Source organism: Maritalea sp. YIW29 (assembly GCF_057219265.1).
In genome coordinates this window covers 947735-972077 of sequence record NZ_JBXVVF010000002.1, presented here as the reverse complement: position 1 = coordinate 972077, position 24343 = coordinate 947735, and the positions used below count along the sequence as shown (strand labels likewise).

The 24343-nt window shown below is 48.7% G+C and carries 24 protein-coding genes and 1 pseudogene; 8 read left to right on the top strand and 17 right to left on the bottom strand.

The features are described from left to right. Positions 1–29: 29 nt before the first annotated feature. Genes AC2D8L_RS14040 through galE form a run of 3 tightly spaced genes read right to left on the bottom strand, consistent with a single transcriptional unit; the run spans position 30 to position 3470 of the window. On the bottom strand, positions 30–1199 hold the full coding sequence (locus AC2D8L_RS14040) for an SGNH/GDSL hydrolase family protein (RefSeq protein WP_484686100.1): 1170 nt from the start codon (positions 1197–1199) through the stop codon (positions 30–32). Positions 1200–1213: 14 nt separating this feature from the next. Continuing rightward, positions 1214–2425 (bottom strand): lytic murein transglycosylase, encoded by a 1212-nt coding sequence (locus tag AC2D8L_RS14035; RefSeq protein ID WP_484686099.1) that lies wholly within the window; start codon positions 2423–2425, stop codon positions 1214–1216. Between the two features lie 37 nt (positions 2426–2462). Beyond that, on the bottom strand, positions 2463–3470 hold the full coding sequence (gene galE, locus AC2D8L_RS14030; protein ID WP_484686098.1) for a UDP-glucose 4-epimerase GalE: 1008 nt from the start codon (positions 3468–3470) through the stop codon (positions 2463–2465). A 159-nt stretch (positions 3471–3629) separates the two neighbouring features. Here galE and galU point away from each other — a divergent pair, with 159 nt between their 5' ends. Beyond that, on the top strand, positions 3630–4532 hold the full coding sequence (gene galU, locus AC2D8L_RS14025) for a UTP--glucose-1-phosphate uridylyltransferase GalU (protein WP_484686097.1): 903 nt from the start codon (positions 3630–3632) through the stop codon (positions 4530–4532). Here galU and AC2D8L_RS14020 read toward each other — a convergent pair. Beyond that, positions 4519–5706 carry an outer membrane beta-barrel protein gene (locus AC2D8L_RS14020; RefSeq protein ID WP_484686096.1) on the bottom strand — a complete coding sequence of 396 codons (1188 nt, stop codon included), beginning with the start codon at positions 5704–5706 and terminating at the stop codon, positions 4519–4521. The two genes, galU and AC2D8L_RS14020, sit on opposite strands and share 14 nt — an antisense overlap. Positions 5707–5957: 251 nt before the next feature. On the opposite strand from AC2D8L_RS14020, the gene AC2D8L_RS14015 reads away from it, so the two are divergent. Further along, positions 5958–6725 carry a motility protein A gene (locus tag AC2D8L_RS14015; RefSeq protein ID WP_484686095.1) on the top strand — a complete coding sequence of 256 codons (768 nt, stop codon included), beginning with the start codon at positions 5958–5960 and terminating at the stop codon, positions 6723–6725. Positions 6726–6750: 25 nt separating this feature from the next. After that, entirely contained in the window at positions 6751–7605 is an 855-nt protein-coding gene (locus AC2D8L_RS14010) for a flagellar motor protein MotB (protein WP_484686094.1), read from the top strand. On the opposite strand, the gene AC2D8L_RS14005 is transcribed toward AC2D8L_RS14010, so the two are convergent. Then, on the bottom strand, positions 7602–8531 hold the full coding sequence (locus AC2D8L_RS14005) for a LysR family transcriptional regulator (protein WP_484686093.1): 930 nt from the start codon (positions 8529–8531) through the stop codon (positions 7602–7604). The genes AC2D8L_RS14010 and AC2D8L_RS14005 overlap by 4 nt on opposite strands. Before the next feature lie 101 nt (positions 8532–8632). Here AC2D8L_RS14005 and AC2D8L_RS14000 point away from each other — a divergent pair, with 101 nt between their 5' ends. Further along, positions 8633–9883, top strand: coding sequence for an MFS transporter (locus AC2D8L_RS14000; protein WP_484686092.1), 1251 nt, complete (start codon positions 8633–8635; stop codon positions 9881–9883). On the opposite strand, the gene AC2D8L_RS13995 is transcribed toward AC2D8L_RS14000, so the two are convergent. The 5 genes from AC2D8L_RS13995 to AC2D8L_RS13975 all read right to left on the bottom strand — a co-directional run bounded on the left by AC2D8L_RS13995 (position 9837) and on the right by AC2D8L_RS13975 (position 15987). After that, positions 9837–10289, bottom strand: coding sequence for an NfeD family protein (locus AC2D8L_RS13995; protein ID WP_484686091.1), 453 nt, complete (start codon positions 10287–10289; stop codon positions 9837–9839). The two genes, AC2D8L_RS14000 and AC2D8L_RS13995, sit on opposite strands and share 47 nt — an antisense overlap. Before the next feature lie 3 nt (positions 10290–10292). Next, a complete protein-coding gene (locus AC2D8L_RS13990) occupies positions 10293–11252 on the bottom strand; it encodes an SPFH domain-containing protein (RefSeq protein WP_484686090.1) in 960 nt (319 codons plus the stop codon). 117 nt (positions 11253–11369) lie between these two features. Next, a complete protein-coding gene (gene hemH / locus AC2D8L_RS13985; RefSeq protein ID WP_484686089.1) occupies positions 11370–12395 on the bottom strand; it encodes a ferrochelatase in 1026 nt (341 codons plus the stop codon). Between the two features lie 214 nt (positions 12396–12609). After that, a complete protein-coding gene (locus AC2D8L_RS13980) occupies positions 12610–14202 on the bottom strand; it encodes a bifunctional metallophosphatase/5'-nucleotidase (RefSeq protein WP_484686088.1) in 1593 nt (530 codons plus the stop codon). 186 nt (positions 14203–14388) lie between these two features. Continuing rightward, on the bottom strand, positions 14389–15987 hold the full coding sequence (locus tag AC2D8L_RS13975; protein ID WP_484686087.1) for a HoxN/HupN/NixA family nickel/cobalt transporter: 1599 nt from the start codon (positions 15985–15987) through the stop codon (positions 14389–14391). 139 nt (positions 15988–16126) lie between these two features. Between AC2D8L_RS13975 and AC2D8L_RS13970 the strand changes: the two genes are divergently transcribed. Next, positions 16127–16546, top strand: coding sequence for a hypothetical protein (locus AC2D8L_RS13970; protein ID WP_484686086.1), 420 nt, complete (start codon positions 16127–16129; stop codon positions 16544–16546). Between the two features lie 13 nt (positions 16547–16559). Here the strand turns inward: AC2D8L_RS13970 and AC2D8L_RS13965 are convergent, their stop codons facing one another. After that, positions 16560–17009, bottom strand: a complete 450-nt coding sequence (locus AC2D8L_RS13965; protein ID WP_484686085.1) for a hypothetical protein — start codon at positions 17007–17009, stop codon at positions 16560–16562. Between the two features lie 143 nt (positions 17010–17152). Here AC2D8L_RS13965 and AC2D8L_RS13960 point away from each other — a divergent pair, with 143 nt between their 5' ends. Next, positions 17153–17779, top strand: a complete 627-nt coding sequence (locus tag AC2D8L_RS13960) for a trimeric intracellular cation channel family protein (protein ID WP_484686084.1) — start codon at positions 17153–17155, stop codon at positions 17777–17779. Positions 17780–17798: 19 nt separating this feature from the next. On the opposite strand, the gene AC2D8L_RS13955 is transcribed toward AC2D8L_RS13960, so the two are convergent. From AC2D8L_RS13955 to eda, 4 genes are read right to left on the bottom strand one after another with little or no spacing between them, the layout of a single operon-like run. Further along, positions 17799–18824 carry a molybdenum ABC transporter ATP-binding protein gene (locus AC2D8L_RS13955; RefSeq protein WP_484686083.1) on the bottom strand — a complete coding sequence of 342 codons (1026 nt, stop codon included), beginning with the start codon at positions 18822–18824 and terminating at the stop codon, positions 17799–17801. Beyond that, on the bottom strand, positions 18817–19521 hold the full coding sequence (gene modB / locus AC2D8L_RS13950; protein WP_484686408.1) for a molybdate ABC transporter permease subunit: 705 nt from the start codon (positions 19519–19521) through the stop codon (positions 18817–18819). The genes AC2D8L_RS13955 and modB overlap by 8 nt, the downstream gene beginning before the upstream one ends. Next, positions 19518–20252 (bottom strand): molybdate ABC transporter substrate-binding protein, encoded by a 735-nt coding sequence (modA, locus tag AC2D8L_RS13945; RefSeq protein WP_484686082.1) that lies wholly within the window; start codon positions 20250–20252, stop codon positions 19518–19520. Before modA ends, modB begins: the two co-directional genes overlap by 4 nt. A gap of 5 nt (positions 20253–20257) precedes the next feature. After that, positions 20258–20893, bottom strand: a complete 636-nt coding sequence (eda, locus tag AC2D8L_RS13940) for a bifunctional 4-hydroxy-2-oxoglutarate aldolase/2-dehydro-3-deoxy-phosphogluconate aldolase (protein WP_484686081.1) — start codon at positions 20891–20893, stop codon at positions 20258–20260. A gap of 143 nt (positions 20894–21036) precedes the next feature. On the opposite strand from eda, the gene nadA reads away from it, so the two are divergent. Then, positions 21037–22119: a quinolinate synthase NadA gene (gene nadA, locus AC2D8L_RS13935; protein ID WP_484686080.1), complete on the top strand. Its 1083-nt coding sequence runs from the start codon at positions 21037–21039 to the stop codon at positions 22117–22119. A gap of 8 nt (positions 22120–22127) precedes the next feature. Then, positions 22128–22751 carry a COG3904 family protein gene (locus AC2D8L_RS13930; RefSeq protein ID WP_484686079.1) on the top strand — a complete coding sequence of 208 codons (624 nt, stop codon included), beginning with the start codon at positions 22128–22130 and terminating at the stop codon, positions 22749–22751. 10 nt (positions 22752–22761) lie between these two features. Here AC2D8L_RS13930 and AC2D8L_RS13925 read toward each other — a convergent pair. Further along, positions 22762–22933, bottom strand: a pseudogene (locus AC2D8L_RS13925) (PhnA domain-containing protein). A gap of 56 nt (positions 22934–22989) precedes the next feature. Then, on the bottom strand, positions 22990–24174 hold the full coding sequence (locus AC2D8L_RS13920) for a hypothetical protein (protein ID WP_484686078.1): 1185 nt from the start codon (positions 24172–24174) through the stop codon (positions 22990–22992). Between the last annotated feature and the right edge of the window lie 169 nt (positions 24175–24343).

Below are 24343 nucleotides of genomic sequence, written 5' to 3'. Positions count from 1 at the left end.
GTCGATGAAATCATCGATGTCGGCTTTATTTATCGGGCCAAGGGGTCTGTTTCTGCCGCTTCTACCACCACCGGTTCAATTCCAAATCCATCTGCGCGGCCGGGTTGAACAGCAAACAATTGGGTAAGCGACAGGTTGGGCTTGTCTTGCTTTTGCGCTAACACCAATTCGCCAGAAGATTTAGCCTTTTCACCCAATTCGCGCACCGCGCCTGCAAGTTCCAGTTTTCTCACTTGCGCAATGCCCTGAAAGGGCGGGCGCAGCATGCCAGCGACATCTGTTCCTGCGAGCGGGTCAACAATGGCGACTGTTATCTCGCCACCGCGATAGAACTGCTTGATCACTTTATCAATAAAGAACGCGGCCTTGTCGCTACCGGCTGAGGAAAGGTGAATACCGTCGCCCTTGCGCATCAATTTGTTTTGCCCATTCAAGTCCGGCCCATAAGCCGTGTAGTTCCCGTCTTCATCGGCAAAGCGCTCATAAATATCGACATATTCAGCGCCGTTCGCAAAAGCCGCGAGGCGATGCATGGAGGTTATTTGGCTCATTGCTTTTGAATATGAGTTCTTGCTCATTGGAGGCAGGCCCATCCAAACAACTGGCTTCTCTGCGCCAGCTAATACCTGCAAAAATGCATTCAAACGCTGATCATATTCTGTGCGCCACTCGTCGGTTAGTGCCTTGTGTCGTCCATTACTGCTTCTAATTTCTTGCCTGTCATTGATGCCCACCGCAACAACAACCATGTCAAACTCTTCGCTGGTGAGGTAGGTTTCAATCGCCTTGTTCCAGTCGAAATAATCGTCACGCACAAACCCGGAAGAGCCAACACCTTTACTGACGATAGCCAATTGGGTGTCTTTGGCATAATGACGATCAAGTGCCTTTGCCAAATCAATCGCTAAACTGTCGCCCACCACCAGAAGTGTACGTGCGTCCGGTGCCTTTTCAATCATTTTTATTTTCGGCACGTTGGTAATACTCAGGGAAGATTTACGCTTTGTCGTCTTCTTTACGGGCGCCTTTTTCTCCGGCTTATTCCGACCAAACAGAACATCAAACAGCGTTCGCTTCTTCTTTTCAGCCTGCGCGATTTCAATACGTTCTTGTGCGAAGCCAACATTGACGATTGTTGCAGGCGCGAACACCAGCATCAACACCACAGCCATCAATATTTTTGTCGTCCAACGTCGCATCTTGCTCATCGCGCCTAATTTGATTTCATAACCGCATTATAAACATCAATTGTGGCAAAACCATCTGCCAATTTGCTGTTCGCGGCTTGCCATGCGCGCAATGCATCCTGGCTTATGGGTCCAAACCGACCATCCAGCTTGTCATCATAATAACCAAGCGCTTTGAGTTTGGTCTGCAAATTGACGCGCTGCTGTCGGTTTAAGAACTTCGCGCTTTTGGGCCAACTTTGAACAAATGGGCCAGCGCCTTTAATCCGATCCGTGAGGTGCGCAACTGCCAATGCATAAGAATCTGCAAAATTATAGCCCTTTAGGGCGAGATAATTCTGCGTCATCAAGAATTTTGGGCCCCTTGCGCCAGCAGGCACATAAAGAAATACTTGCTCATTCGGATCGCCAAATTGACGCCCCTTAACGCGCACGACGCCTTTTCCAGCAAAAAACGAAATAGGTCGAAATTTGGTTCTGCCCGCAAGCAGATAGTCAAACCCGTCGGGCAGTTGAACTTCATATCCCCAATCATGACCGGGTTGGTAGTTCACACCCAACAACCATTTCGCACTTGATGCCAAAGCATCAGCCAAGGAATTGTGTGGATCACGTCGCCCGTCACCATCAAAATCTGTGCCATGGGTCAAAAACGCTGAAGGCATGATCTGTAAATGCCCCAATGCGCCAGCCCAAGACCCTTTCAGACCTCCTTTTGGCGCTTCATTTTGCTGCACGATCCGAAGCGCGGCAATCAGTTCCGCTTCATCCAGCGCCACACGGCCACGCCTTTGATGCACCAAACTGAACAAAGACCGCAATACGGGTTTGAAATAGCGCTTATTGCCCATGATCGCGCCAAAATCCGTCTCAACGCCCCAAATGGCCGCCAACATGTATGGGTCAACGCCATATGCCTGCCCGATACGCTCAAACAGAGCCTTGTTTTTAGCAAACGCCTGCCGACCACGTTTTATGCGATCCGCGGTGACGCGCTTTTCAAGATAGTCCCAAATTGGTCGCTCAAACTCAGGCTGGGTGCCCTGGGCCACTTTAATCGCCGGATCAGAGGCTAGCCCTTTTGTCGCATTGCGATACGTTGATTTCGAAATCCCTGCGGCCAATGCCTTAGCTTCAAACGAGCGCAAAAATTGGGCAAAACTTTGCTGCGGTGCGGCCATAGCCGAACCAGACATCGCAGAGAATAAAACAATCAAAATTGCCGCAAATATTCGCATTGCTATCCCCAATTTGAAATACAGGGAAATTGAGCCATTAAAGTTGGCCCATTTCGGGGCGGTCATTGCGGGTCAGCAGATATTGCTCCCAGCTATAAGCATGCTCGATGATCCCACGAAGATCGTCATGTTTTGGCTCCCAACCAAGCACAGTGCGCACACGGTCCGCACTTGCAACGATTGCTGCCGGGTCGCCTGCACGGCGGCCTGTTTCGTCTGCCGCGAAATCAACGCCGGTTACTTTTTTCACTGCAGAAACCACCTCGCGCACGCTATAGCCACGTCCGTAACCACAATTCATGGTGGTGCTCTCGCCGCCATTTTTCAAATAGTCGAGCAATAAAGCATGAGCCTTGGCTAAATCCGTCACATGAATATAATCGCGCACACATGTGCCGTCTTGGGTGTCATAATCTGTGCCGAAAATTTTCATTCTGTCACGTTGCCCAAGCGCCGTTTGACAAGCCACCTTGATCAAATGCGTAGCCAAGGGTGTAGATTGCCCGGTGCGCCCCTGTGGGTCTGCGCCAGCAACATTGAAATAACGCAGCACCCCATATTTGATATCGTGCGCTGCCGCCACATCCTCAAGCATCATTTCGCTCATCAATTTCGAACGTCCATAAGGCGATTGTGGATTGAGGGGATTATCTTCACTCACAGGCTCAGAACCTGCCATCCCGTAAACTGCAGCGGTTGAAGAGAATATGAAATGTTTCACACCCGCATTCACCGCCGCTTCTATCAAGTTGCGTGTGGTTGAGGTGTTATTCTGATAATATTTAAGTGGATTTTCCACCGATTCTGGCACAACGATCGAACCTGCAAAATGCATTATGGATTTAATGCCACGTTCTTGTAGAAGTGCAGTAACAAATTCAACGTCACCCGCATTTCCTTCAACAAAGTCAACACGTTGGTCAATTGACCATTGAAATCCGGTCGTCAAGTTATCAAGAACGGTGACCTTTTCTCCAGCATCTGCCAATTGCAAAACTGTATGTCCACCAATATAGCCTGCGCCACCTGTTACCAATATGCTCATCACACGTCCTTAATCAATTTTAACGTAATCTCATCTAACACCTGAAGGGTTGCGATTACATTACACAATGACTAGGTGTTATAGAATTATTTCCAAATTATGGCGTCATAATTGAGGCCAAATAATATATAATTTGGGATGCTGCCAAAGGATGACATGTTGACCAAAAAAGTTCGCACAGCCGTTTTTCCCGTCGCCGGTCTAGGCACTCGCTTTTTGCCTGCTACCAAAGCCATGCCCAAGGAAATGTTGCCTGTGGTTGATAGACCACTCATTCAATATGCAGTCGACGAAGCCCGCGAAGCTGGCATTGAACATTTCGTTTTCGTAACCGGACGCAACAAGGGCGTGATTGAAGACCATTTCGACCGTCAAGTTGAACTCGAGATTACACTACATCAGCGCCAGAAAAACGACATGTTGCAGATGTTGAGTGAGGGGCTGCCCAAACCAGGTCAAACAAGCTTCACCCGTCAGCAAGAACCGTTAGGCTTGGGCCATGCCGTTTGGTGCGCTCGTGATATTGTGGGCAATGAGCCATTTGCGTTGCTCTTGCCTGATATGTTGATGCGTTCAAAACCCGGCGTCTTGAGCCAAATGATGGAAAGCTACAACCAACATGGCGGCAATGTCATTGCTGTAGAAGAAGTCGATCCTGCAGAAATCAGCTCTTACGGCGTTGTTGGCCGCGGTGATGGGGATGATAAGTCATTCAACATCACAGAGATGATTGAAAAGCCTGAAATTGAGAAAGCACCTTCCAACCTAATCATTTCTGGCCGCTACATTTTACAACCAGAAATTTTTGATCTGTTGAGCAAACAGTCAAAAGGCGCAGGCGGCGAAATTCAAATCACTGACGCTATGGTCAAGCTAATGGAACATGACCGCTTTACAGGTGTAAAGTATGACGGGCAGAGCTTTGATTGCGGTTCTAAAGTGGGCTTTCTAACCGCAAATGTAGTATTTGCGATGGATAGAGAAGACATTGCAGACGAATTCACCCGCGAACTGCGCCGTGTTGCCAAGGAATTGTTCAACGACGTTTCTATTGCCGATTAAAACGCACACCAGCTTCGATGAAATGGCGGCGACCTGGATCGCTGCCCGTTGGCTCGCGCAAAGAAAATGAGTAATTAGCGAAGGTCGACATTTGCTCATTTATTAAATATTGCGCGCCAAACCCGACTTGGCTCGATTTTATCTCATCATCACTATTTTGGTAATGTTCGCGCGACAGTTCGCCAAATGCTGAAAACGAAATTTGGCTATTCACTTGCTGATTGAAGGTCAGTCGCCCAACATCAACAATCCGCATTGCTTCGCCTGCAACGCTTGTTGGGCTCACATTCGTGCCAACATCCAGCTGCAATGTGGACAAATCTGAGACCTGCCACGCCAAGCCCGCATTGTAAGTGAATGTTTGAACCGCATCTATGCTCGCATCGTCAAATGTTTGACGCAATTGTCCAAACGCAACTTCACCTTGCAGCCGTTCATTAAAATTAACAACAGCACCCACTTGCGCTTCGTATGACCAATTGTTGCGGCTCGCGCTGAGAGCGGCTGACGCACTATCGTAAAGCTCTCGATTTACCTGAACGTCCAGAAATGCACTTACCGTGGGGCCAAGCTCGCGAATTGCTCGCGCCCCAACACCTGCACGCCAAGCGTTCTGGTCTGCATTAGATTGAACGCTCTTATCATTCAAAATCGAATCGGCGGTTTGGCTTCGACCAAAACTGCCGCGTAGATCAATCTGTGTTTTGGCAAATTGATGGCTATAACCCCCGCTTATTGCGAATTGCTGGGTGTGACCTGGCGTCTTTATGTCTGTCGCCAATTCGGGGTCTGTGCTGCGTGGTTGATCAATGGTGTAGTCTGCCGCAAAATTGGCCGAACCTCTTCGACTAAGCTGCAATGTTCCATTTGCGCCAAGGTTTGCGGAACGTGGCGTAAACCGGTTGGTGCCCGACTGGTCGAGCTGTGCTCCGCCCGTTATGCCCAAAGTCAAATCATCTTCTTGGCGCTGCAAACTAAACTCGGGCGCGACAACAAAAATGTGTGCCCGCGCGCCATCTTGGTCCTCATATCCACCGCGCAAAGTAACGCTACTTTGCAGATCCCAGCCGCCAAATATTTCTTCGCCATAGGCAGGAAGCGTCGAAAAGCCGAACGATGTCGCTAAGCCAATACAAACGCTAAACTGCAAATATGCTCTAGGTTTTGCTGACAATTGTTGCGCCGTCTGTTCAAGGAACCTTTGACTTGAACATGCTTTATTATGGTTAATGAACCGATAATATTTCAAGTGCCATTTTACAAAAAATCATCATGATTCAAGGACTTGACGAATTGGCGGCAACCACAATGGGGGTTAAATCCCACCTTCATATTAACAGCTGATTAGCCTTAACGCGGTACACTGCATCCAAGAAAATTGACCTAGCACCCGCGTTTTTGGGTTGCAGTTAGGAGTAAGGTCACATGGATTTAGCCACAATTATCGGCATGATTGCTGGTGCTGCATTTATTGCGCTTGCCATTTTTATGGGCGGGTCATTTGCTCAGTTTGTCGACTATCCCTCAATAATGATCGTTGTTGGAGGTGGTGTGGCTGCTACCCTCATTCGATTTCCACTATCAGGCGTGCTGACCGCCTTTTCCACCGGCGGAAAAGTGGCGTTTACCCACAAAAAGGTCGATCCAAAAGAACTCATCGAGCAGCTAGCGGAGATGGGTGACATTGTACGCAAGAACGGCCCGCTTGGCCTTGAAAATGTCGAAGCCCAAGATGTGAATCTCAAAAAAGGCGCGCAATATATCGCTGATGGATATGACGCTGCCTTCATTCGTGAAACCATGGAACTGGAACGTGACCAGTTCATCACGCGTCTGTCTGAAGGCCAACGGGTCTTTAAGTCACTAGGTGACGCGGCCCCAGCATTTGGAATGATTGGCACGTTGGTTGGTCTGGTGCAAATGTTGGCGAACATGTCAGACCCAGCAGCGATTGGTCCTGCGATGGCGGTCGCGCTTTTGACCACCATGTATGGTGCGGTTTTGGCCAACCTTGTTTGCCTGCCATTATCCGACAAGTTGCTGTCCAAGCTTGAACTTGAAGACATCAATCAAACGTTGATTATCGACGGCATTATGTCCATTCGTGATGGCAAAAGCCCGGCACTGATCAAAGAAATGCTAACCGCCTATCTACCAGAAAAACAACGCGAAATTGTTGATGAAGCTGCGTAGCCAGTAACAAGGTTCGGGGATCAATATGGCAAGAAAGAAAAAACAAGGCGGAAGTGAGATCCCAGAATGGCTTGTCACCTTTTCTGATCTCATGTCCATCTTGGTGGCGTTCTTTGTTCTCATCGTGTCATTTTCTATTCAAGATGACGAGAAGCTGCAGGTTGTTGCCGGTTCTTTGAAAGACGCATTCGGGGTTATTCAAGTTGAAGCACGTGCCGGTATTATTGAACGCGATGGCAACCCACAGCGCGACTTCGTAAAATCAATATCGCTTGAAGAGGAAACGACCCAAACTGAATTTGCTGAAGAGCAACATAATGAACGCACCAAACAAGGCCCAGAAGCAAATACGCACGATATTGAGAAGTCTGAAGTTGAAACGCCAAGACAGTTTGCTTTAGCTACAACAACCTTGCGCCAAGCATGGCAGGAATTGCCAGAAATCACATTCGTGGCTGATAATTTGTTGATCGAGGAAACCGAAGAAGGTTTGCACATTCAAATTGTTGACCAAGAAGGCCGCTCAATGTTCCCTGAAGGGTCAAAATACCCATACGAGGCGACACGTGAAGCGCTTTCTGTGATGGCGCCAATCCTTAAAAAGCTGCCAAACCAAATTCGGGTAACGGGCCACACGGCCGCAGGTGCGACTTATCAAACAGCATCTTATGGCGCGTGGGAACTGTCTACCGATCGCGCAAATGTTGTGCGCCGTCTTATGGAAGAATATGGACTGCCGTCTGAACGCATATTCTCGGTGGTTGGCAAGGGCGATGTGGAACCCTTATTCCCCAACGACCCTTACCTTTCGGCCAATCGCCGCATTTCAATTTTGGTGATGCAAGAAAGCCCGCCAGTTCCGATTGAATTGCAGCCTTAGACAAACCCTAGTTCGGCCAAGTTCTTTTTGTGCTTGGCCGTCGCCTCAACCAAGAATTCCAAAAACACATCGGTCTTTGGCGACTGCGCGCGGCGTTCATGATAGAGCGCAACACGATGCCCGCGATCATCCAAAAATTCGGGCAGCACGCGCACCAACTCACCAGATTTAAGGTGATCAACAGCATAATCTGCCGGCAAGTTTGCGATACCCATGCCAGAAACCGCGCCATGTTTAAGGGTGTGATAGCTGTTGGTACGAAACACCGCCTCGCTGTGAATAGTGAAAGGTTTTCCGTCCACCTGCATTTGCCACTGACCCTGCCGCTTTGGCCAATCAAAATACATCAAGCGATGATGGTTCAAATCATCCATCGTCTTTGGCATCCCAAAGCGGTTGAGATAATCAGGCGAAGCAACCAAAAAATTAACATGGGGCAACAGATTAAGCGCAATAAATGCAGAATCGTCTTCAGGTTTCACGGTGCGCACCGCCACATCAATGTTGTGGCTCACCATATCCAAATAGCGCCTGTCTGTGTCGAAATCAATCAACAAATCTGGGTATTTTGCGCAGAATTCCGGCAGCTTAGGGCTCAGGAAACTCTCGCCAAACGCCACCGGCACAGTGACATGCAACTTGCCCTTTGGCTTGTCTCCTGCACGGACACGATCTTCAACCCGGTCAATTTCAAATAGCGCAATTTTGACGGCCCGCAGATATTCTTTACCGTCATCAGTTAGCTGAATTGCCCTTGTCGTGCGCCGAATAAGAACGGTTTCCAACCTTGCTTCCAATTGAGCAATGGTTTTGCTGACAGACGAGGCTGGCAAAGAAAGGGCATTGGCAGCACGCGCAAAATTGCCTTGCGCTGCAACCATCGAGAAAACACGCATTTGCTGCATTTGATCTGTGCGTCTAGACATAAAAGCCCCATTAGTTCCTTAACGGCACTAATAATGTTCAAAATTGCACAATTGTCTAGCCAAAAAGGAAATTATATCACCGACATGCAATTGGAGCATGTATGTCAAAGTCAAACAAACGAACCGCCATCTTTCTCATTTTCTCAATTTTGATCACGTCGATTGGTCAGGGTTTTATGTTTGTCGGCATACCGTGGCTGCTGCTCAAACAGGAAGGCGGCACTCAAATTCTGGGTGTTGCATCTTTCACCATAAACCTCATCATATTCTTTGCTGCACCCGCCCTTGGCGCGTGGATGGATCAACATTCCAGAAAATCTATGCTCATCGTGTTACGAATGTTCGTCACACTGAGCCTGTTCAGCTTGGCCATTTTGGCCGGTGTCGGATTTGAAAGCAGCTATGTACTTGTTGGGGTCTTTGCCCTCGCCAATCTGCTCGTCACATTGGATCAATCCGCACGATCTGCTTATGTCCAAGCCGTGTTCGCAAAGTCGAAATACCGTGCCTTAAGCACCGCAATGGAAATGCAAACCCAATTCGCTCATTTGCTTGTTGGTGCGCTGCTCGCAATCGTCGTTACCCAACTATCCTTAATACAAATCGTGTTGGGTCTTGCCGCCTTGTTTGCGGTCTCAACAATCGCCATGCTGCTGGTTCAAACAGCAACACTGACGCCAGAAACAGCCCCGACATCAATCGTGAAATCCATCATCGACGGCGCGAAATATCTAAGGACGAGACCAAAACTCAACGCCATTTCCACCTTAAGCTACTGGCCCTACATCGCCATCCAAACCGGCAACTTCTTGGTGCCAGTATTGGTGCTTAAAATGCTTGGCGGCACAATTTTGGATATGGCAGTTTATGAAGTTTCATTTGCCATCGGCGCGATTTTCGTCGGTGTCCTAGCATCAAAAATCATGGACAGGTTCAGCGCGCCGTTGATCATCAATTTCGCCATGTTAATCTTCACGTTTTGGATGTTGGCGCAGATCATTTGGCCCAGCACCATCACTGTCATCTGGCTTGCCTGCTTAGCGGGATTTTCAAATTCGGCCATTCGTGTTGGCCGCAATGCCTGGCTGATGGAAGAAGTCCCCGCGTCCCACATTTCGCGGACAATGTCGTTTTATCAAACAATAATGTTGGCGCTTAAAACGGCAGCACTGGGGATCGTCGCTTGGGTCGCAGCCGCTATATCGCCTTGGCATGCGCTATTGTTTCTTGGATGTGTGCAGTTAGCAGCAACGCTTTGGTTGCTGCACCTATCGGCACAGAGGCGTTCTGCATCACTTAATGACCCTAGTCTTTCAATTCCACATGCAGAATCGTCGCCTCAACAGAAGTAACACTTACCGTTTGGCCTTTGCTCGCATCCGGTCCTGTAATCCGCCAAAAACTATCGTCGATCTTCAATCGGCCAGCCCCACCGACAATTGGTTCATCAAGAACAAAGCTTTCGCCAACAAGTTTTTGATTGCGGGCATTTAGAAATGGTCGATCCGAAACGTCATTTCGCCCCTTAAAGTACCGCGTCCAAATGGCAACGCTTGATACAGAAAGAACCGCAAACAGGATCCATTGCAGTTGCCAGTTGAAGGATTGCGTTAATGTAGCAATCCCGACAAGAACGGCAGAAACTCCAAACCAAACAAATATGCCACCAGGTACCGCGAGTTCAATTCCTAAGAGAATGAACCCGCCAATGACCCATGACCAGCCGCCATATTCAATAATGAGGCCAATTATATCCATTTTCTAACCCTCCGAATTCGGAACGCGCCCTGTTTTACGCTTCGGCTTATCCCCGCCGAAAGCTTCTTTGGCGATCTCAGCGATACCGCCAACAGCCCCAATAACATTTGCGGCCTCAAGTGGCATCATAAGGACTTTTTGGTTTGGCGACTTCGCGATAGCTTCAAGCGCTTTGATGTAGTTGTTGGCCACGAAATAGTTCACTGCCTGTACGTCACCCTGGGCAATAGCCTCCGAAACCATCTGCGTCGCTTTCGCTTCAGCTTCCGCAGCACGCTCACGTGCTTCCGCATCTCGAAACGCAGCTTCTTTGCGGCCCTCGGCTTCAAGCACCTGTGCTTCTTTTTCACCTTCTGCCTCAAGGATCGCGCTTTGGCGACGGCCCTCTGATTCCAAAATGGTGGCCCGCTTTTCCCGCTCAGCTTTCATCTGGCGGCCCATTGATTCAATCAAATCCTTTGGCGGATCGATATCTTTAATCTCAATGCGGGTGATCTTCACGCCCCACGGCGATACAGCTGCATCAACCACACTTAAAAGCCGCGAGTTAATGCCGTCGCGGTTGGACAAAAGCTCATCCAGATCCATCGATCCCATCACCGTCCGAATATTGGTCATGGTGAGGTTCAGGATAGCATTTTCTAGATTGTTTACTTCATAGGCCGCGGCGGGCGCATCCATGACCTGGAAGAACGTCACCCCGTTTGCGGTAACCGAAGCATTGTCTTTTGTAATAACTTCTTGGTGGGCAACATCTAGCACCTGCTCCATCATATTGAGCTTGCGCCCAATACCGTCGACAAAGGGGATGATCAAGTTAAGCCCTGGCCTAAGTGTTCTTGTGTAACGACCAAAACGTTCAACCGTAAAGTTGAAACCTTGCGGCACGACTTTGACACCCGCCAACAGCACCAAAATAACCAAAACGGCGCCCACGATGATGGAAATTGAAAATCCGTCCATATCACCCTCCAAATTCTACAATTAACAAATATGTAGGGACAATGGGCCGGATTAACAAGAAACTCAATCGAATTCGCGAAACGAAGTCACATTGTTAAAGACGAATTCGCTTGGCGATTAGACCCAGCCAGATAGCTCACGACGCACAACGTCTTCGATCACGTTCATGCCCAATTCGCCGTCATTAAGACATGGGATATAGGCAAACTGCTCGCCGCCAGCATCCATGAATTCTTCTTTGCCTTCCATCGCAATCTCTTCAAGCGTCTCAAGGCAATCCACAGAAAAGCCAGGTGTAAGGATAGCGATCTTCTTAATCCCTTTTTCGGGCAACGCCTCAAGTGTTTTGTCGGTATAGGGTTGCAACCATTCTTCTGGTCCAAAGCGCGACTGGAACGTCACCATCAACTTGTCATCCGCCCATCCAAGCTTCTCCCGCACCAATCTGGTCGATTTGATACATTGGCAATGATAAGGGTCGCCCTTCACCAGGTAGCTCTTGGGCACTCCATGATAGGATGTGATCACCAAGTCCGGCTCAAAATCCAGCTTTGCCAATCCCTCTTCAATGGATTGTGCGATCGCACTGACATAGGCGTCTGTTTCAAAATATGCTGGCGCTGTGCGCACAGCGGGTTGCCAACGCATTTGTTGAAACGCTTCAAACGCTTTGTCGTTGGCCGTCGCCGTGGTAGCGGCAGAATATTGCGGGTAAAGCGGTAGAAGCAAAATCCTATCACACCCTTGTTTTTGCAAGGCCTCAAGTTTCATTTGGGTCGAAGGATTGCCATAGCGCATCGCATAATCGACCACGATGTTGTCATGGTCCGCCAATGCCGAACGAAGCGCTTTCACTTGCCCTTCAGAGATAACCCGCAACGGGCTGTCCCCATTTTCATAATCCCAAATTTTGTCATACGCGGCGCCAGATTTTTTCGGACGGAAAGTCAAAACAATGCCGTTTAAAATCGGCCACCATTTCCACTTTGGGATTTCGATGACCCGCTGATCGGACAGGAATTCTTTCAAATAACGACGCATGGACCAATAGTCTGTCGCATCAGGTGTGCCGAGATTGAGCAGCAGGACACCAATTTTCTTGGTATAAACCATGGGATGGTCTTTAGGGAGATGCGACGACATTTTGCCTCGATATTTTTCTTTGGGTATGGACCCTAGTTGCGACATCCAAGGGATTGCCACAACTTAAAGATCGGCACCACAAATTGCAGTGTCCGAATTGTCGCATGGGTCCCCTAACCTTAGTCGATTAGCATAGTGAGTACATTCGTAATTGCAAATACGAAAAGGGCGACCCATTGGATCGCCCTCAACTCATTTTTTTGATGAATATGGACTACTCGACTTTAGTAATCCGGTCATCAACCATTGGTGTGTATGCGCCGCCAAGCTTGGCAATATAGGCTGCAACAACATCTTCAAGGCCTGGACCATAATCATATGCGTTCATGCCGTTGGTTGAGAATACTTTGTATCCGTCACCACCGCCGCGCATATAGTTGTTAGACGCAAGACCATAAGTCGCTTCATTGTCGATCGGTGCAAATGAGCCATCGGCGCCTTGCACTTCAACTGAAACAACTCGGCTACCTGCATCAGCAGACGCGTTCCAAGTATATTTGATACCTGCAACTTGTGGGAAACGGCCCGCGCCGTCTTCAACTTGGCTTAGGCCATTTTCAAGCGCCGCGATCACGTCAGCACCCTTAAGTTCAAATGTTGCCAATGTATTTTGGAAAGGCAACACAGTTAGAACTTCACCCATGGTGATCTCACCCGCGTCGATTGACGCACGCAATCCGCCACCATTTTGGATGACAATCTGAACGCCTTGGTCTTTTACACGATCAAGCATCGCTTCTGCGACCAACACACCCATCTCACAAGCCTGAGCCCGGCAAACGCTGCGGTCACCATCAATGGCTGCAGTCGATTCGCCAACAACTTTGGCTTTAATCTCTTCCAAAGGTGCAGCTTGTTCTGCAATCAAAGCTACCATTTCTTTGTCTTCAGGCACACGTGCATCCAACAACCATGGCTGACCTTTAGCACTGGTCACATCGCCATTGTCATCCCAAGTGACAGTAAGCTCACCCAAATATTTTGAATAAGCATAAGCCTGAACGATTTGAACTGGCTTGCCATTTGGCGCATTTACAACTGTTGGATATTCATCAAGCAATGTATGTGAGTGACCACCTACGATCACGTCGATGCCGTCAACGGCCGCCGCAATGCTCATATCGCGGTTAATGCCCACGTGAGATAGCAAGATGATTTTATTCACGCCATCTGCTTCAAGTTGGGTAACAAGCTTTTTCAAGACATCTTCAGCTTGCACAAAAGCTACATTATCGCCTGGAGAAGAAGTTTCAGCGGTGTCTTCTGCCAACACACCAATAATCGCAACTTTCTCGCCGCCAATTTCCTTCACGATATGTGACGGAATTTTGCCGGCCAAAGCTGGCTCATTGGCCAAGTTTGCATTGGCAAATAGCACTGGAAATTCTGCCGCATCAACAAAGTCAGCAAGTTTTTGCGGGCCATCATCAAATTCATGATTTCCAACAGCCATCGCGTCAAAGCCGATCATATTCATCAATTTGACTGCCAGCGCACCTTTATAGGTGGTGTAGAAAAGTGAGCCTTGGAACTGATCGCCTGCATCCAATGTCAAAACATTGTTGCCAGCGCCTTCAAGTGCAGAACGGCGCGTATCGATCGCGGTGGCCACGCGAGCCATGCCGCCAAAGCATTTGCCTGCTGCATTGTCTGAAGGGCGACAACCGGAATCAAATCGGTTAATTGGCTGAATGCGAGAATGCACATCGTTGATATGTAGAATGCTGAGCGTATAATCAGCAAACGCTGGCACTGAAGCGCTGGCCATCACGGCACCGAGCGCAAGCGCGAGTAGTTTTTTCTTCATTTTATGAGCCTCCAAATTAATCCAAACCAGTATCTTATAGAACGCATTCTATTGCATATTTTTGACAATATGCGACCAAATTTTGGCGCGCCATTCCTCCCACAGACACTGGCAATCCTGTCAACTTTATGACAGATTTATGACGCTGGCCAGCAAAAAATTTTACCAAATGGACAAATTTGTTCTTTAAATTGAAGCAAAGAGTAAAAGCGCGCCGAAGCCAAATACAACGAAAGCGCCTACCAGCTCCCCGGTTGCTAATATTTCGCCCCAAAACTTACCGCCACCGCTCGCCTGTTTTTGCGCAAATGCCTTTGCGTAAACAGCAAGTGCAGCCAAGGCAGAAACCGTGATCGCCGTGCCAAGACCCATCAAAAATGTGGCGACAATCCCCGCCAACAATAATTGCTGGCTAAGTGCAAATGCCAATACAACAAGTGCTCCAGAACATGGTCTCAGCCCGACGGAAACGATCAACCCCAATTGTTCTTTGAAGTTGCGGCCACGGAACTGATCAACATCTGGTGCATGATTACATCCACAATCTGGACCATGCTCATGGTGATCGTGTTCATGGTGATCACGACTATGCTGGTGATGATGGCCAGAGTGGCCGTGGCTATGACCTTTATTGAACAATTTGCGCCAAATCAGCCAAGCGCCCAACAACATCACCAAAAAATATGATCCGACGGCCATCCAATGGGCCGCATCGGACATGGCAAAACTGGTCAATCTCAAAAGGCTAGCCGCGACCAACACAAAGACAATTGCAACAACAGATTGCATCATCGCTGTGGCGAAACTGAGCAATATGCCTTGGCGTAACTCGCTTTCATTTGCCAACATATACGAAGAAATCACGACCTTGCCGTGCCCCGGCCCTGCCGCATGAAAAATGCCATAAAGGAAGCTCAACCCACCCAGCACCCAAAAGGCGCTGCCATCTTCGCGCATCCGCGCCATCGTGTCAGTCAATGAACGGTAAAAAGCTTTTTGTTGTGTGTTGATCCACCCCAAAATTCCAGACTGTTGACCGCCCAAGTTCGGCTCCTGTGGTGGGGCAACAAACGGAGACCCTTTTGGTTTCTCCTGAACAGTCGGCGTTGCAATTTCACCCAACGCCTCTGCGTCACAGCGCACAATAATCACATTTGAAAGGTCTTTAACCGCTTGAGCCAACTCGGCGGGCAACTCGAGCACATCCGTGCCCAGCGCAAACAATTGTTCCTCAATTGTCGGGTCAATGGGCTTGGGGCCGTTCATCTCGGCTGCGCAGGTGTCTGGCGCATTATCAAAGAAAACCGCATCGCCTTGAGCAAACTGAAATGCTGAATAGTATTCGGGGTCCGCAACTTCAATTTCGACGGTCCCTTCCGGGGCAATGGGCGAAACCAAATCAACTGCAAATGCTAGTTTCAGGTTGGTCCCATCATATTCCATACGTGCATCATAACCGGTCATAAATTCTTGGTCAGCACCGCCTGCAAGACCAACAACCGAATAATAATTAAAGTCCTTAAGCCCCAACATATTGTCGTCAGCAAGCGGCTGCAATTCATCACTTGAAACTCGGCCATCACCGTTTTCGTCCAGCCCTTGAATGGCCCAAGCCGAATAAAGCGCGTCAAACGTCCATGCTTGGCGCAATCCTGAAACTTTGCCCTCATCATTAAAGGCAACGACAACTTGCGCGTCGATGAATATGTGCGGGTGGGCCACCGCCGGCACGACCATACCAGCACCCATCAACAACATTAGAAAAGCGGCACGCAAAAATGGCATATGATGTCCCTTGGTCACAACTCGTCCGTTTTTTGCAGCATTTTCATCGCTTTGCAAAGCGGGTCAGTCCAAATTAACCGATTAACGATAGTCTTAGCCTGAGTTTTCCAATGCCTGAACAAATGGGCTAAAAGAAGTTATGGCCAAAAAAACCGAAAACACATTGCTTTTTGCACTGATAGAAACAGGCGCCCTGAGCCGACAGGCCGCGTTAGCACCTTTGCGCGACCTTGGATTGGTGCCCGGCGATGATGCGATTTTGCTTTGGCTAAATGGCAATCGGGAAACTGAGTTTTCTGAAATGCTCTTCGAATTGGGATTAGACAAAGAAACCCTGCGCACCATTTTGTTTCGTTTTCAAAATGCCGGCCTCGTCAATTGTACTCCTTCTCAATCAGGCGAAGATTTGGACGTCATTTTAAGTGACGGCGGTCTTCGTTTAGTCGAAGCGCTTGATCACCATTGGCGGACCTTAGATCGACAGCTGCGCGGCCAACTTCCAACAAAGAAACGCAAAAAACTCAAAAAAGCTTTGCACAAATTAGCGGACAGTTTTTGAGCTGGACGACACGCTAAACTTCATCTTTTTCATCATCAAACTGATTGTAGCCAACGCGCCGCACATAGCCACGAGCTGCATAGAACGCCAAATACACTGATTGGGTAACCGGCAAGAACACACCCCAACCCATGGGCGCACCTATAAGCCAGTAAAGGACCGAGATCGTCGTCAAATTTACGATATGGTCCAACACATAGACCGGCCATGTTGCCTCGACCAAATACCCCCAGCTGCGCGACGCAACCTTTGGGTTGACCCCAGCCAGCGCAAAAAAGAACGCCGGAGAAACGGCAAAGTAGGTAAAAATCAGCGCGAGTGTCGGGAACCCATTTGCATCTTGCGCATAAATTCCTGTCCCGCTGCCAAATTTCCACAGGATGGAAATCCAAGCGACAAAGCACAACAACCACCAATTTGATCGATGAAATAAGTGAGCGCTGAAACGCTGCGAAAATGTCAAATATAGCCCCTCCCCTAGCTCAGGGATCCCCCAATATGTTGACTTTATGGTAGCCCAAATCTGGCTCAACGCAAATTATGATTATGCTTTTACCGGCTTTGCCAACGCGCTAGACTTGAACAACTGATTTGGTGGAGACCTTCATGTTCAGCCTGCCCATTTACTATTTAGACCTGTTCGGCGTCGCCATATTCGCGACCACTGGCGCGTTGGTGGCCAGCCGAAAGCAGCTAGACATTATCAGCTTTGGATTATTGGCCACCCTCACCGGCGTAGGCGGCGGCACACTGAGAGATTTGATTTTGGATCGACCGGTATTTTGGATTGTGGATCAGACCTACCTTGCCACCTGTTTGGCCATCGCCTTCATTGCGTTTTTCACATCCCACCTTATCCAACGCCGATATGTCGCCCTATTGTGGCTAGATGCCGTTGGGCTGGCTGCCTATGGCGTTTTGGGCGCTCATATTGCCCACCAAAATGGCACCGGATTTTTCGTCGCCATCGCCCTTGGCATGATGACGGCAACATTTGGCGGCATGATCCGTGATGTTGTTTGCGATGAAAACACATTGATTTTGCAGGATGAAATTTACGCAACCGCGGCCCTTTTGGCAGCAGGAGGATATATCGCCCTCATCTATTTGGGCATTGATCCGTTTTACGCGGCGCTTGCAGGCACGTTTTTCGGCTTCTTACTGCGCGCAGGTGCCATTCAATTTGGCTGGCAAATTCCGCGTTACAAACCCCGTGAGGGGCGCGAATACTAGTTCTTGGGAAACTTACGCCTTATTCAATTGATACGGATTTAAAGACCACAAAGATTTTCTGGCCCGCAGACACGTCTAATTCTGCGGCGGTCTTGTTCATGATGCGCGCTCTCACCAATTCGCCTTCGACACGAACCAAAATATCCGAATGAGCGACATCAACTCTGTCGATGGACAAAACTTCGCCTTCCAACTGATTGCGCGCGCTCACGCCAACCAACCGTTCTTTGGCCAACAGGATATCGCGCGCCCAAATTCGCAATTGTATCTTATCACCAAGCCGCAGTGATCTTTGAGCCACATCCACATGCTGTTGCCCCACTGAAATGGTCGCAACACCAAACCGCGGGTCGATGCCTGAAACCACACCGGACAAAATGCTAGTGATGCCATTTTCAAAAAATGAAGGACCGTCCAGTTTGGCCATTGTCGCGGCCAGTGGCCCCTGTGCAACAATTTGCGCATCCTCAATTGCAATCAAACTGTGGGCCAATTGTGCGGCCTCTTCAATTTGGTGCGTGACATAGAGAACAGGCATATCGGCCAGGGCAAATTGATCCCGAATAAGATCAACCAACTCACTTTTTAGATGCGGGTCAATCGCACTGAGGGGCTCATCAAATAATATTATTTTTGGTGCACCAAATAGTGCACGGGCAATCATCACCCGTTGTTTCTCACCGCCTGAAAGATGCCGAGGCGATCGGTCCACCAATTGGCTGATGCCAAGCTGACCGGCAATCTCTGCTGCGGACTTGTCGCCCTTTCGACCAAGTTCGATATTCTGCAATATGTTCAGGTGCGGCAATAGACGAGGTTCTTGAAACACCATCCCAAGTTGACGCGTTTCCGGCATGAGCGGAAGAGCGGCTCCGTTCAATTTGACCCCGCCGCCATCAACCACATCAAGACCAGCTATCGCACGCAAAAGAGATGTCTTGCCTGCGCCAGACGGACCAACAATTGCCGTGATCCCCGTCTTGGCAACAAAATGATATCGCGCATTTGGATTGCCGCGCGTGCCCTGAATATCAACTTCAAGCATGGCCCAACTTCCGTTCGCCCATCAAACGCACCTGCAACCATTTGAGCAAATATTCTGATGCCAATACAGCAATCACTGAAATGCCAATCGAAATCACACTCAACAATAAAACAGTTTGTCCACCATCAAAACGTTGCAAGGCCGAATGGATTGCGAGCGAGAAGGTCTGCGTTTCACCCGGAATGTTCGCAACGAACGTGATCGTCGCGCCAAATTCCCCAAGGGCCTTCGCAAATCCTAGAATGCCGCCGGCAATGACGCCGGGCAATGACATGGGTAAATAGAGTATTGTAAACCGCTGCCAGCGCGTTTTCCCAGCGACGGCAAGTGCTTCATCCAATTCCACATTCACGCCCTCTAGCGACAGTCGTATCGGCCGCACAATCAACGGCAGTGCCACCAAACCGGCAGCCAAACTGGCCCCAGCAGCGTTAAAAGCGAAAGAAACACCAAACGGTTCCAACAAACGACCGATTGGCCCCGCTGGTCCGAAAATAAACAGGAGTACCAACCCGGTTACCACGGGCGGCATAACCAGCGGCAGCATCAAAACGGCACTGAGCAACTCACGGCCAAAGAACTGTTTTCTCGCAAGAATATAGGCAAGGCAAAATGCCACAGGTACAGCCCATAGCAGTGCGAAAAAGGCAACTTTGAGGGAAAGAAAGATGATTGCCCAAATCTCAGCCGACACTATTCACCCTCAATTGGAACATTCTTGTTTGGAACAAACCCATATTGAACAACTATAGCACGCGCTTCGTCGCTGCCAAGGAACTGCTCAAATGCTTCAATGTCCGGTTTATCTAAGCCTAACGACACCGACCAATAACGAATTGCGGCGTGGCTTTTCTCCGGAAAATCAAAGGCAACGTTCAAATCCAATAGCTGAGCATCCGAAGCATAAACAATGCCGAACGGCGCAGCACCACTTTGGACCAGCCGCGCCGCCAAGCGCACATTGTCCGTCGGCGCTAATCTATTTGAAAGTGCATGCCATAAACCAAAATGCGCCAACGCCTGCTGGGCATAAATCCCCGCAGGCACATGGTTTGGATCGGCGAGCGCCAACCGCCCTTTGCCGAATATTGAGGACAATTCTTCAATATCTTCAACCGTTTTTTGCTCAGATGCAATCAGCACAAGCCTGTTCGAAAACAAGCTGGTCAATTTCTGATCGCCCGCGACAAATTCGGCCCACTCCTTGTTGGCCGAAATGAACATTTCAGCAGGAGCACCTGCTTTGATCTGACGCGCTAAACTGGAGCTTCCCCCGGTAACGACCACCAAGCCGTCAACGTTTGAGGCATCAACCAACGCTTGAACAACATCGCTTAAACTTGCCGCGACAAAGATATTGGATTTGGCCATGATGGGCGATACAAACACCGCCCATACCAAAAATCCAAATATCAATTGCCGCAACATGTTCATTACTTGCCGATTTGAGAGGCTTCACGTGCCAAGGCTTCGATTTTGTCAAAGTCACGCGCCTTGATCGCATCGCTTGGCACAATCCAAGAACCGCCAACGCAAATCACATTTGGCAAGCTCAAATAGTCCATCGCATTTTGCGGACTAACGCCACCTGTTGGGCAGAATTTGAGATCTGGCAGTGGCGACGAAAAGCTCTTCAGCAATTTTGCGCCGCCCACAGCTTCTGCTGGGAACAATTTTAAGTAAGAATATCCAGCCTCTGATGCGGCCATCGCTTCGGTTGCTGTTGAAACGCCGGGAAGCAAGGGCACGTCATATTCAAGCGCATCTGCAAGCAGTTTTGTAGGCGCACCTGGAGAAACCATGAATTGAGCGCCCGCTTCGATTGACTGTTCGATATGGTTTTTGTCACGCACGGTTCCAGAGCCGACAAACGCGCCCTCAACTTTTGCCATTTCTTTGATAATGGCCAAGGCATTTGGTGTGCGCAAAGTCACCTCCAAAGCGGGTAACCCACCTTTCACCAATGCTTGTGCAAGCGGCAACGCTGCTTCTAGATCATCTAGAACAATAACCGGCACTACGGGTGCTGCGGTTAAGATGGGGGTCAGTTGAGCTACATTCTGGGCCATATTCTGCCTTTCTCCAAAGGGTCACCGCACATAATTTGCGGGAAAATCGACATTGGTTTGGGCTTTAGCACAAAGGGTCAATTGAAATACACAACAAAAATACCTAAGTTCCGCTTCGATGATGCTTCTGAAAGGGCGATTTTATGGCGCAATTGATCAACTCGGTAACTCAGCTTGATGAGGCACGCGATGTTTTGAAAGGTCTGTTTGACCTTAAATTCACCAAGGCTGTCGAAAAAGAAACCGCCCCGATCTATGAACGTATCAAAGGCCAAATCCCAGAGATTGAATGGCAGTTCTACGCCCCATTGATTCGCCAAATCAATCAGCTCAAGCGCGAAAAAGATGCGGTCATTCTGGCGCACAACTACCAAACGCCACAAATTTATCATGGTGTTGCGGACGTTGTTGGCGACAGTTTGCAACTGGCTATTGAAGCAACAAAAGTTGATCAGTCCACCATCATCCAATGTGGTGTGCATTTCATGGCAGAAACGTCAAAACTGCTGAACCCGCAAAAAACTGTCCTTATCCCAGATGCACGGGCTGGCTGTTCTCTCGCTTCCTCCATAACCGCTGAAGACGTTTTGGCCATGCGCGAACAATATCCCGGCGTACCCGTGGTCACCTATGTGAATACATCAGCTGAAGTAAAAGCTGTAACGGATGTTTGTTGCACGTCTTCAAATGCTCTCGACATTGTCGAAGGGCTTGATAGCGACACGATCATCATGATCCCTGATCAATATCTGGCGCAAAACACCGCGAAGAAAACCAAGAAGAAAATCATCACTTGGGCTGGCGCATGTGAAGTGCATGAAACATTTTCCGCTGCGGATATCGCTGAACTGCGCGAAGCTTACCCGAAAGCTAAAATTATCGCGCACCCAGAATGCCCGACCGACGTTATTGATGCATGTGACTTTTCTGGCTCAACTGCAGGCATGATCAATTGGGTAAAAACCAAAAAGCCGAAAAATGTGGTCATGGTCACCGAGTGTTCCATGTCAGACAATGTGGCGGCTGAAACGCCGGGTGTTCAGTTCCTAAAGGGCTGTAACATCTGCCCACACATGAAACGCATCAACTTGGAGAACATTCTTTGGTCGCTACATACCGGCACCGAAGAAGTGACTGTTGATCCTGCTATTGCCGAAAAGGCACGTGGCGCAGTTGAACGTATGATTGAATTTGGAAAGGACAAAAAAGCCACCAAGAAAAAGTAGTTACGGCCATGATCGTATCCAAACTCGTCTCCTCAATGAAACTCAGCGCAGCCTTTTGTGCGGGCCTGTTTCTTGCCGGGTGCGAGATGGCGCAAATTATTGCGCTCAACATGACCGAAATCACCAAATTTGAGGTGATCGGCGACGAAGTGCATATGCACAATGAGATCAACTCAAAAACCTATGATCAGTTTGTGGCCGTGCATAAAGCCAACCCTGATATAAAGACGTTGGTTGAACACTCGGTTGGCGGATCGCTTGACGACGATACCATGATTAAGCTTGCCTATTATGTTCGAGCACAAGGTTTGAACACCAAGCTACTTTCAACGTCTGAGATTTTCTCTGGTGGCGTCGATCTGTTTCTCGCTGGGGTTGAACGCACTATGGAGCGGGGCGCCATTGTTGGTGTACATTCTTGGCGCGATGGCACAAGAGATGCCGCTGATTATCCCAAGGACGCGCCCGAACACGAGCAAAACCGAAAATATATCGAAGAGATGTTAGGCAAAGACGAGTTTTATTGGTTCACGATCTACGCCGCTCCTGGCGAGGGTATTCATGAAATGACAGACGACGAGATCGAGCAATATGGGCTACTCACCGCTCCAATAATCGACAAGGCAAACTAAGGTCAATGCCCTAAGCCTTTTTCAAAAACTCGGTCTTGAGCACAATAGTCACTTTGCCGATCCAGCATTCAACCTCGCTGTCTTTATGCGTTGTGCGGATGCTCTTAACTTTGAGGTCTTTATTGACCTGAACATTACCACCATCTTTCAAGTTCTGCACCGTTGCAATCACGTACACTCATCGAAAAGCCTCGCTCAAAATGTTGAGCGAGGCAAAAACCACGGCACTTGGCTTATTTTAGTGATCAGCAACGGCGCCGCCAACCGCAACAATTGAGAAAGGCTTTCCTGGCACCTCAATAATGTTTGCAACCGATAGGTCAGCTTTTGTAATTAGAGATAGATTGCTTTTGTGAGGGTCAACTAACGCAATATGGTCTCCCGCAAATGTAAAGTTCGGTCGAGCAGAATGCCAAGGCGCATCCATGTCAATCGGACCAGTCACTTTTACCGACATGATGATCTTTGCAGCAAGGGTATCAATTTTGTGTAACTGGCCATCAGCCGTGTGAGCGAAAGCGACAGCTGAGTTGCTTGGATCAAAATACCCACTAACTAACTTGTCATCAAACTTGAGCGTTGAAAATTTACCTTCGCCTTCAACATCAACAAAAATCATTTGATCATGACCAAAATTACCTGCGAAATATTGGAAATTGTGGCCACCATCCAAACGACCCGAACGTCCCTCGCCTAGTTCCATTGGATACGGAAGGAATTTGGTTGTCATTAGGTCCGTTTCATCAAAAACCAAAATGCCGTCCTTACAAGCGAATGCAATCTTCTTTTGAGACGCAGCCTCGCCATGCAAACCGGCACATTGATGCAATTCACCAACTTGTTCTTTGTCAGCATTTAAAACCTGTACATGGTCGGGCAAACTGCTTTCACTTTCAACAGCTGGCACTGTGATCAACATGTGATCATGCAAAGGTACCGCTACACCATGATGTCCTTCTTCACTGACAAAATATGAAGCCGAATATGGCCTATCCAAATTATCTAAATTAACTTGGGCAACGCTACCCGTTCCGTCCATAAACGCGGCGATATGTTCTCCATGAACCACAAAGTGTGTTGGCTTGGCACCCGTTAAAAAAAGCCCCTGCCATTCAGGGTCATCAACTACGAGATCGTCATGGTCACCGTGGGATTCAAAAACGAAACCCGTTTTTGCAAAGTCAATTCGACCCTCATCACGTTGCACCGCAAACAAGTGAGAACCATCCTCACTAAGTGTTAGTCTAGCCGGTTGTGATAGCTGATCCCAAACGATGGTTTCATGCCCTCGTTCAACAACACTAATTTGAGCTTTTTCATGATCTGCAACAAAGAATCGCCACACTGTCTCGTCCGCCTGTGCAACACCCAATCCAGTCAAAAGGCTGGCGCCCAAAATGCCAATACCCAATATATGTTTCATTCAATTTTCACCTGTTAAGTTATAACATCCCCGATTGCTATGTTATAACATTACATAATACAAGTGAATAATTTCACTTTTGGGGCAGCGCTTGTTATGCGCCGCTTACATCCCTAAGCCTAAAATTGCCGACTTGGATAAGAAAGTGAATGCAACTAGATCGGTCAAT

Coding starts and splice junctions, on each gene's coding strand:
- AC2D8L_RS14040 (WP_484686100.1), bottom strand. CDS start 1,199: ATGCGACGTTGGACGACAAAAATATTGATGGCTGTGGTGTTGATGCTG.
- AC2D8L_RS14035 (WP_484686099.1), bottom strand. CDS start 2,425: ATGCGAATATTTGCGGCAATTTTGATTGTTTTATTCTCTGCGATGTCT.
- galE (WP_484686098.1), bottom strand. CDS start 3,470: ATGAGCATATTGGTAACAGGTGGCGCAGGCTATATTGGTGGACATACA.
- AC2D8L_RS14015 (WP_484686095.1), top strand. CDS start 5,958: ATGGATTTAGCCACAATTATCGGCATGATTGCTGGTGCTGCATTTATT.
- AC2D8L_RS14010 (WP_484686094.1), top strand. CDS start 6,751: ATGGCAAGAAAGAAAAAACAAGGCGGAAGTGAGATCCCAGAATGGCTT.
- AC2D8L_RS14005 (WP_484686093.1), bottom strand. CDS start 8,531: ATGTCTAGACGCACAGATCAAATGCAGCAAATGCGTGTTTTCTCGATG.
- AC2D8L_RS14000 (WP_484686092.1), top strand. CDS start 8,633: ATGTCAAAGTCAAACAAACGAACCGCCATCTTTCTCATTTTCTCAATT.
- AC2D8L_RS13995 (WP_484686091.1), bottom strand. CDS start 10,289: ATGGATATAATTGGCCTCATTATTGAATATGGCGGCTGGTCATGGGTC.
- AC2D8L_RS13990 (WP_484686090.1), bottom strand. CDS start 11,252: ATGGACGGATTTTCAATTTCCATCATCGTGGGCGCCGTTTTGGTTATT.
- hemH (WP_484686089.1), bottom strand. CDS start 12,395: ATGTCGTCGCATCTCCCTAAAGACCATCCCATGGTTTATACCAAGAAA.
- AC2D8L_RS13980 (WP_484686088.1), bottom strand. CDS start 14,202: ATGAAGAAAAAACTACTCGCGCTTGCGCTCGGTGCCGTGATGGCCAGC.
- AC2D8L_RS13975 (WP_484686087.1), bottom strand. CDS start 15,987: ATGCCATTTTTGCGTGCCGCTTTTCTAATGTTGTTGATGGGTGCTGGT.
- AC2D8L_RS13970 (WP_484686086.1), top strand. CDS start 16,127: ATGGCCAAAAAAACCGAAAACACATTGCTTTTTGCACTGATAGAAACA.
- AC2D8L_RS13960 (WP_484686084.1), top strand. CDS start 17,153: ATGTTCAGCCTGCCCATTTACTATTTAGACCTGTTCGGCGTCGCCATA.
- AC2D8L_RS13955 (WP_484686083.1), bottom strand. CDS start 18,824: ATGCTTGAAGTTGATATTCAGGGCACGCGCGGCAATCCAAATGCGCGA.
- modA (WP_484686082.1), bottom strand. CDS start 20,252: ATGTTGCGGCAATTGATATTTGGATTTTTGGTATGGGCGGTGTTTGTA.
- eda (WP_484686081.1), bottom strand. CDS start 20,893: ATGGCCCAGAATGTAGCTCAACTGACCCCCATCTTAACCGCAGCACCC.
- nadA (WP_484686080.1), top strand. CDS start 21,037: ATGGCGCAATTGATCAACTCGGTAACTCAGCTTGATGAGGCACGCGAT.
- AC2D8L_RS13930 (WP_484686079.1), top strand. CDS start 22,128: ATGATCGTATCCAAACTCGTCTCCTCAATGAAACTCAGCGCAGCCTTT.
- AC2D8L_RS13920 (WP_484686078.1), bottom strand. CDS start 24,174: ATGAAACATATATTGGGTATTGGCATTTTGGGCGCCAGCCTTTTGACT.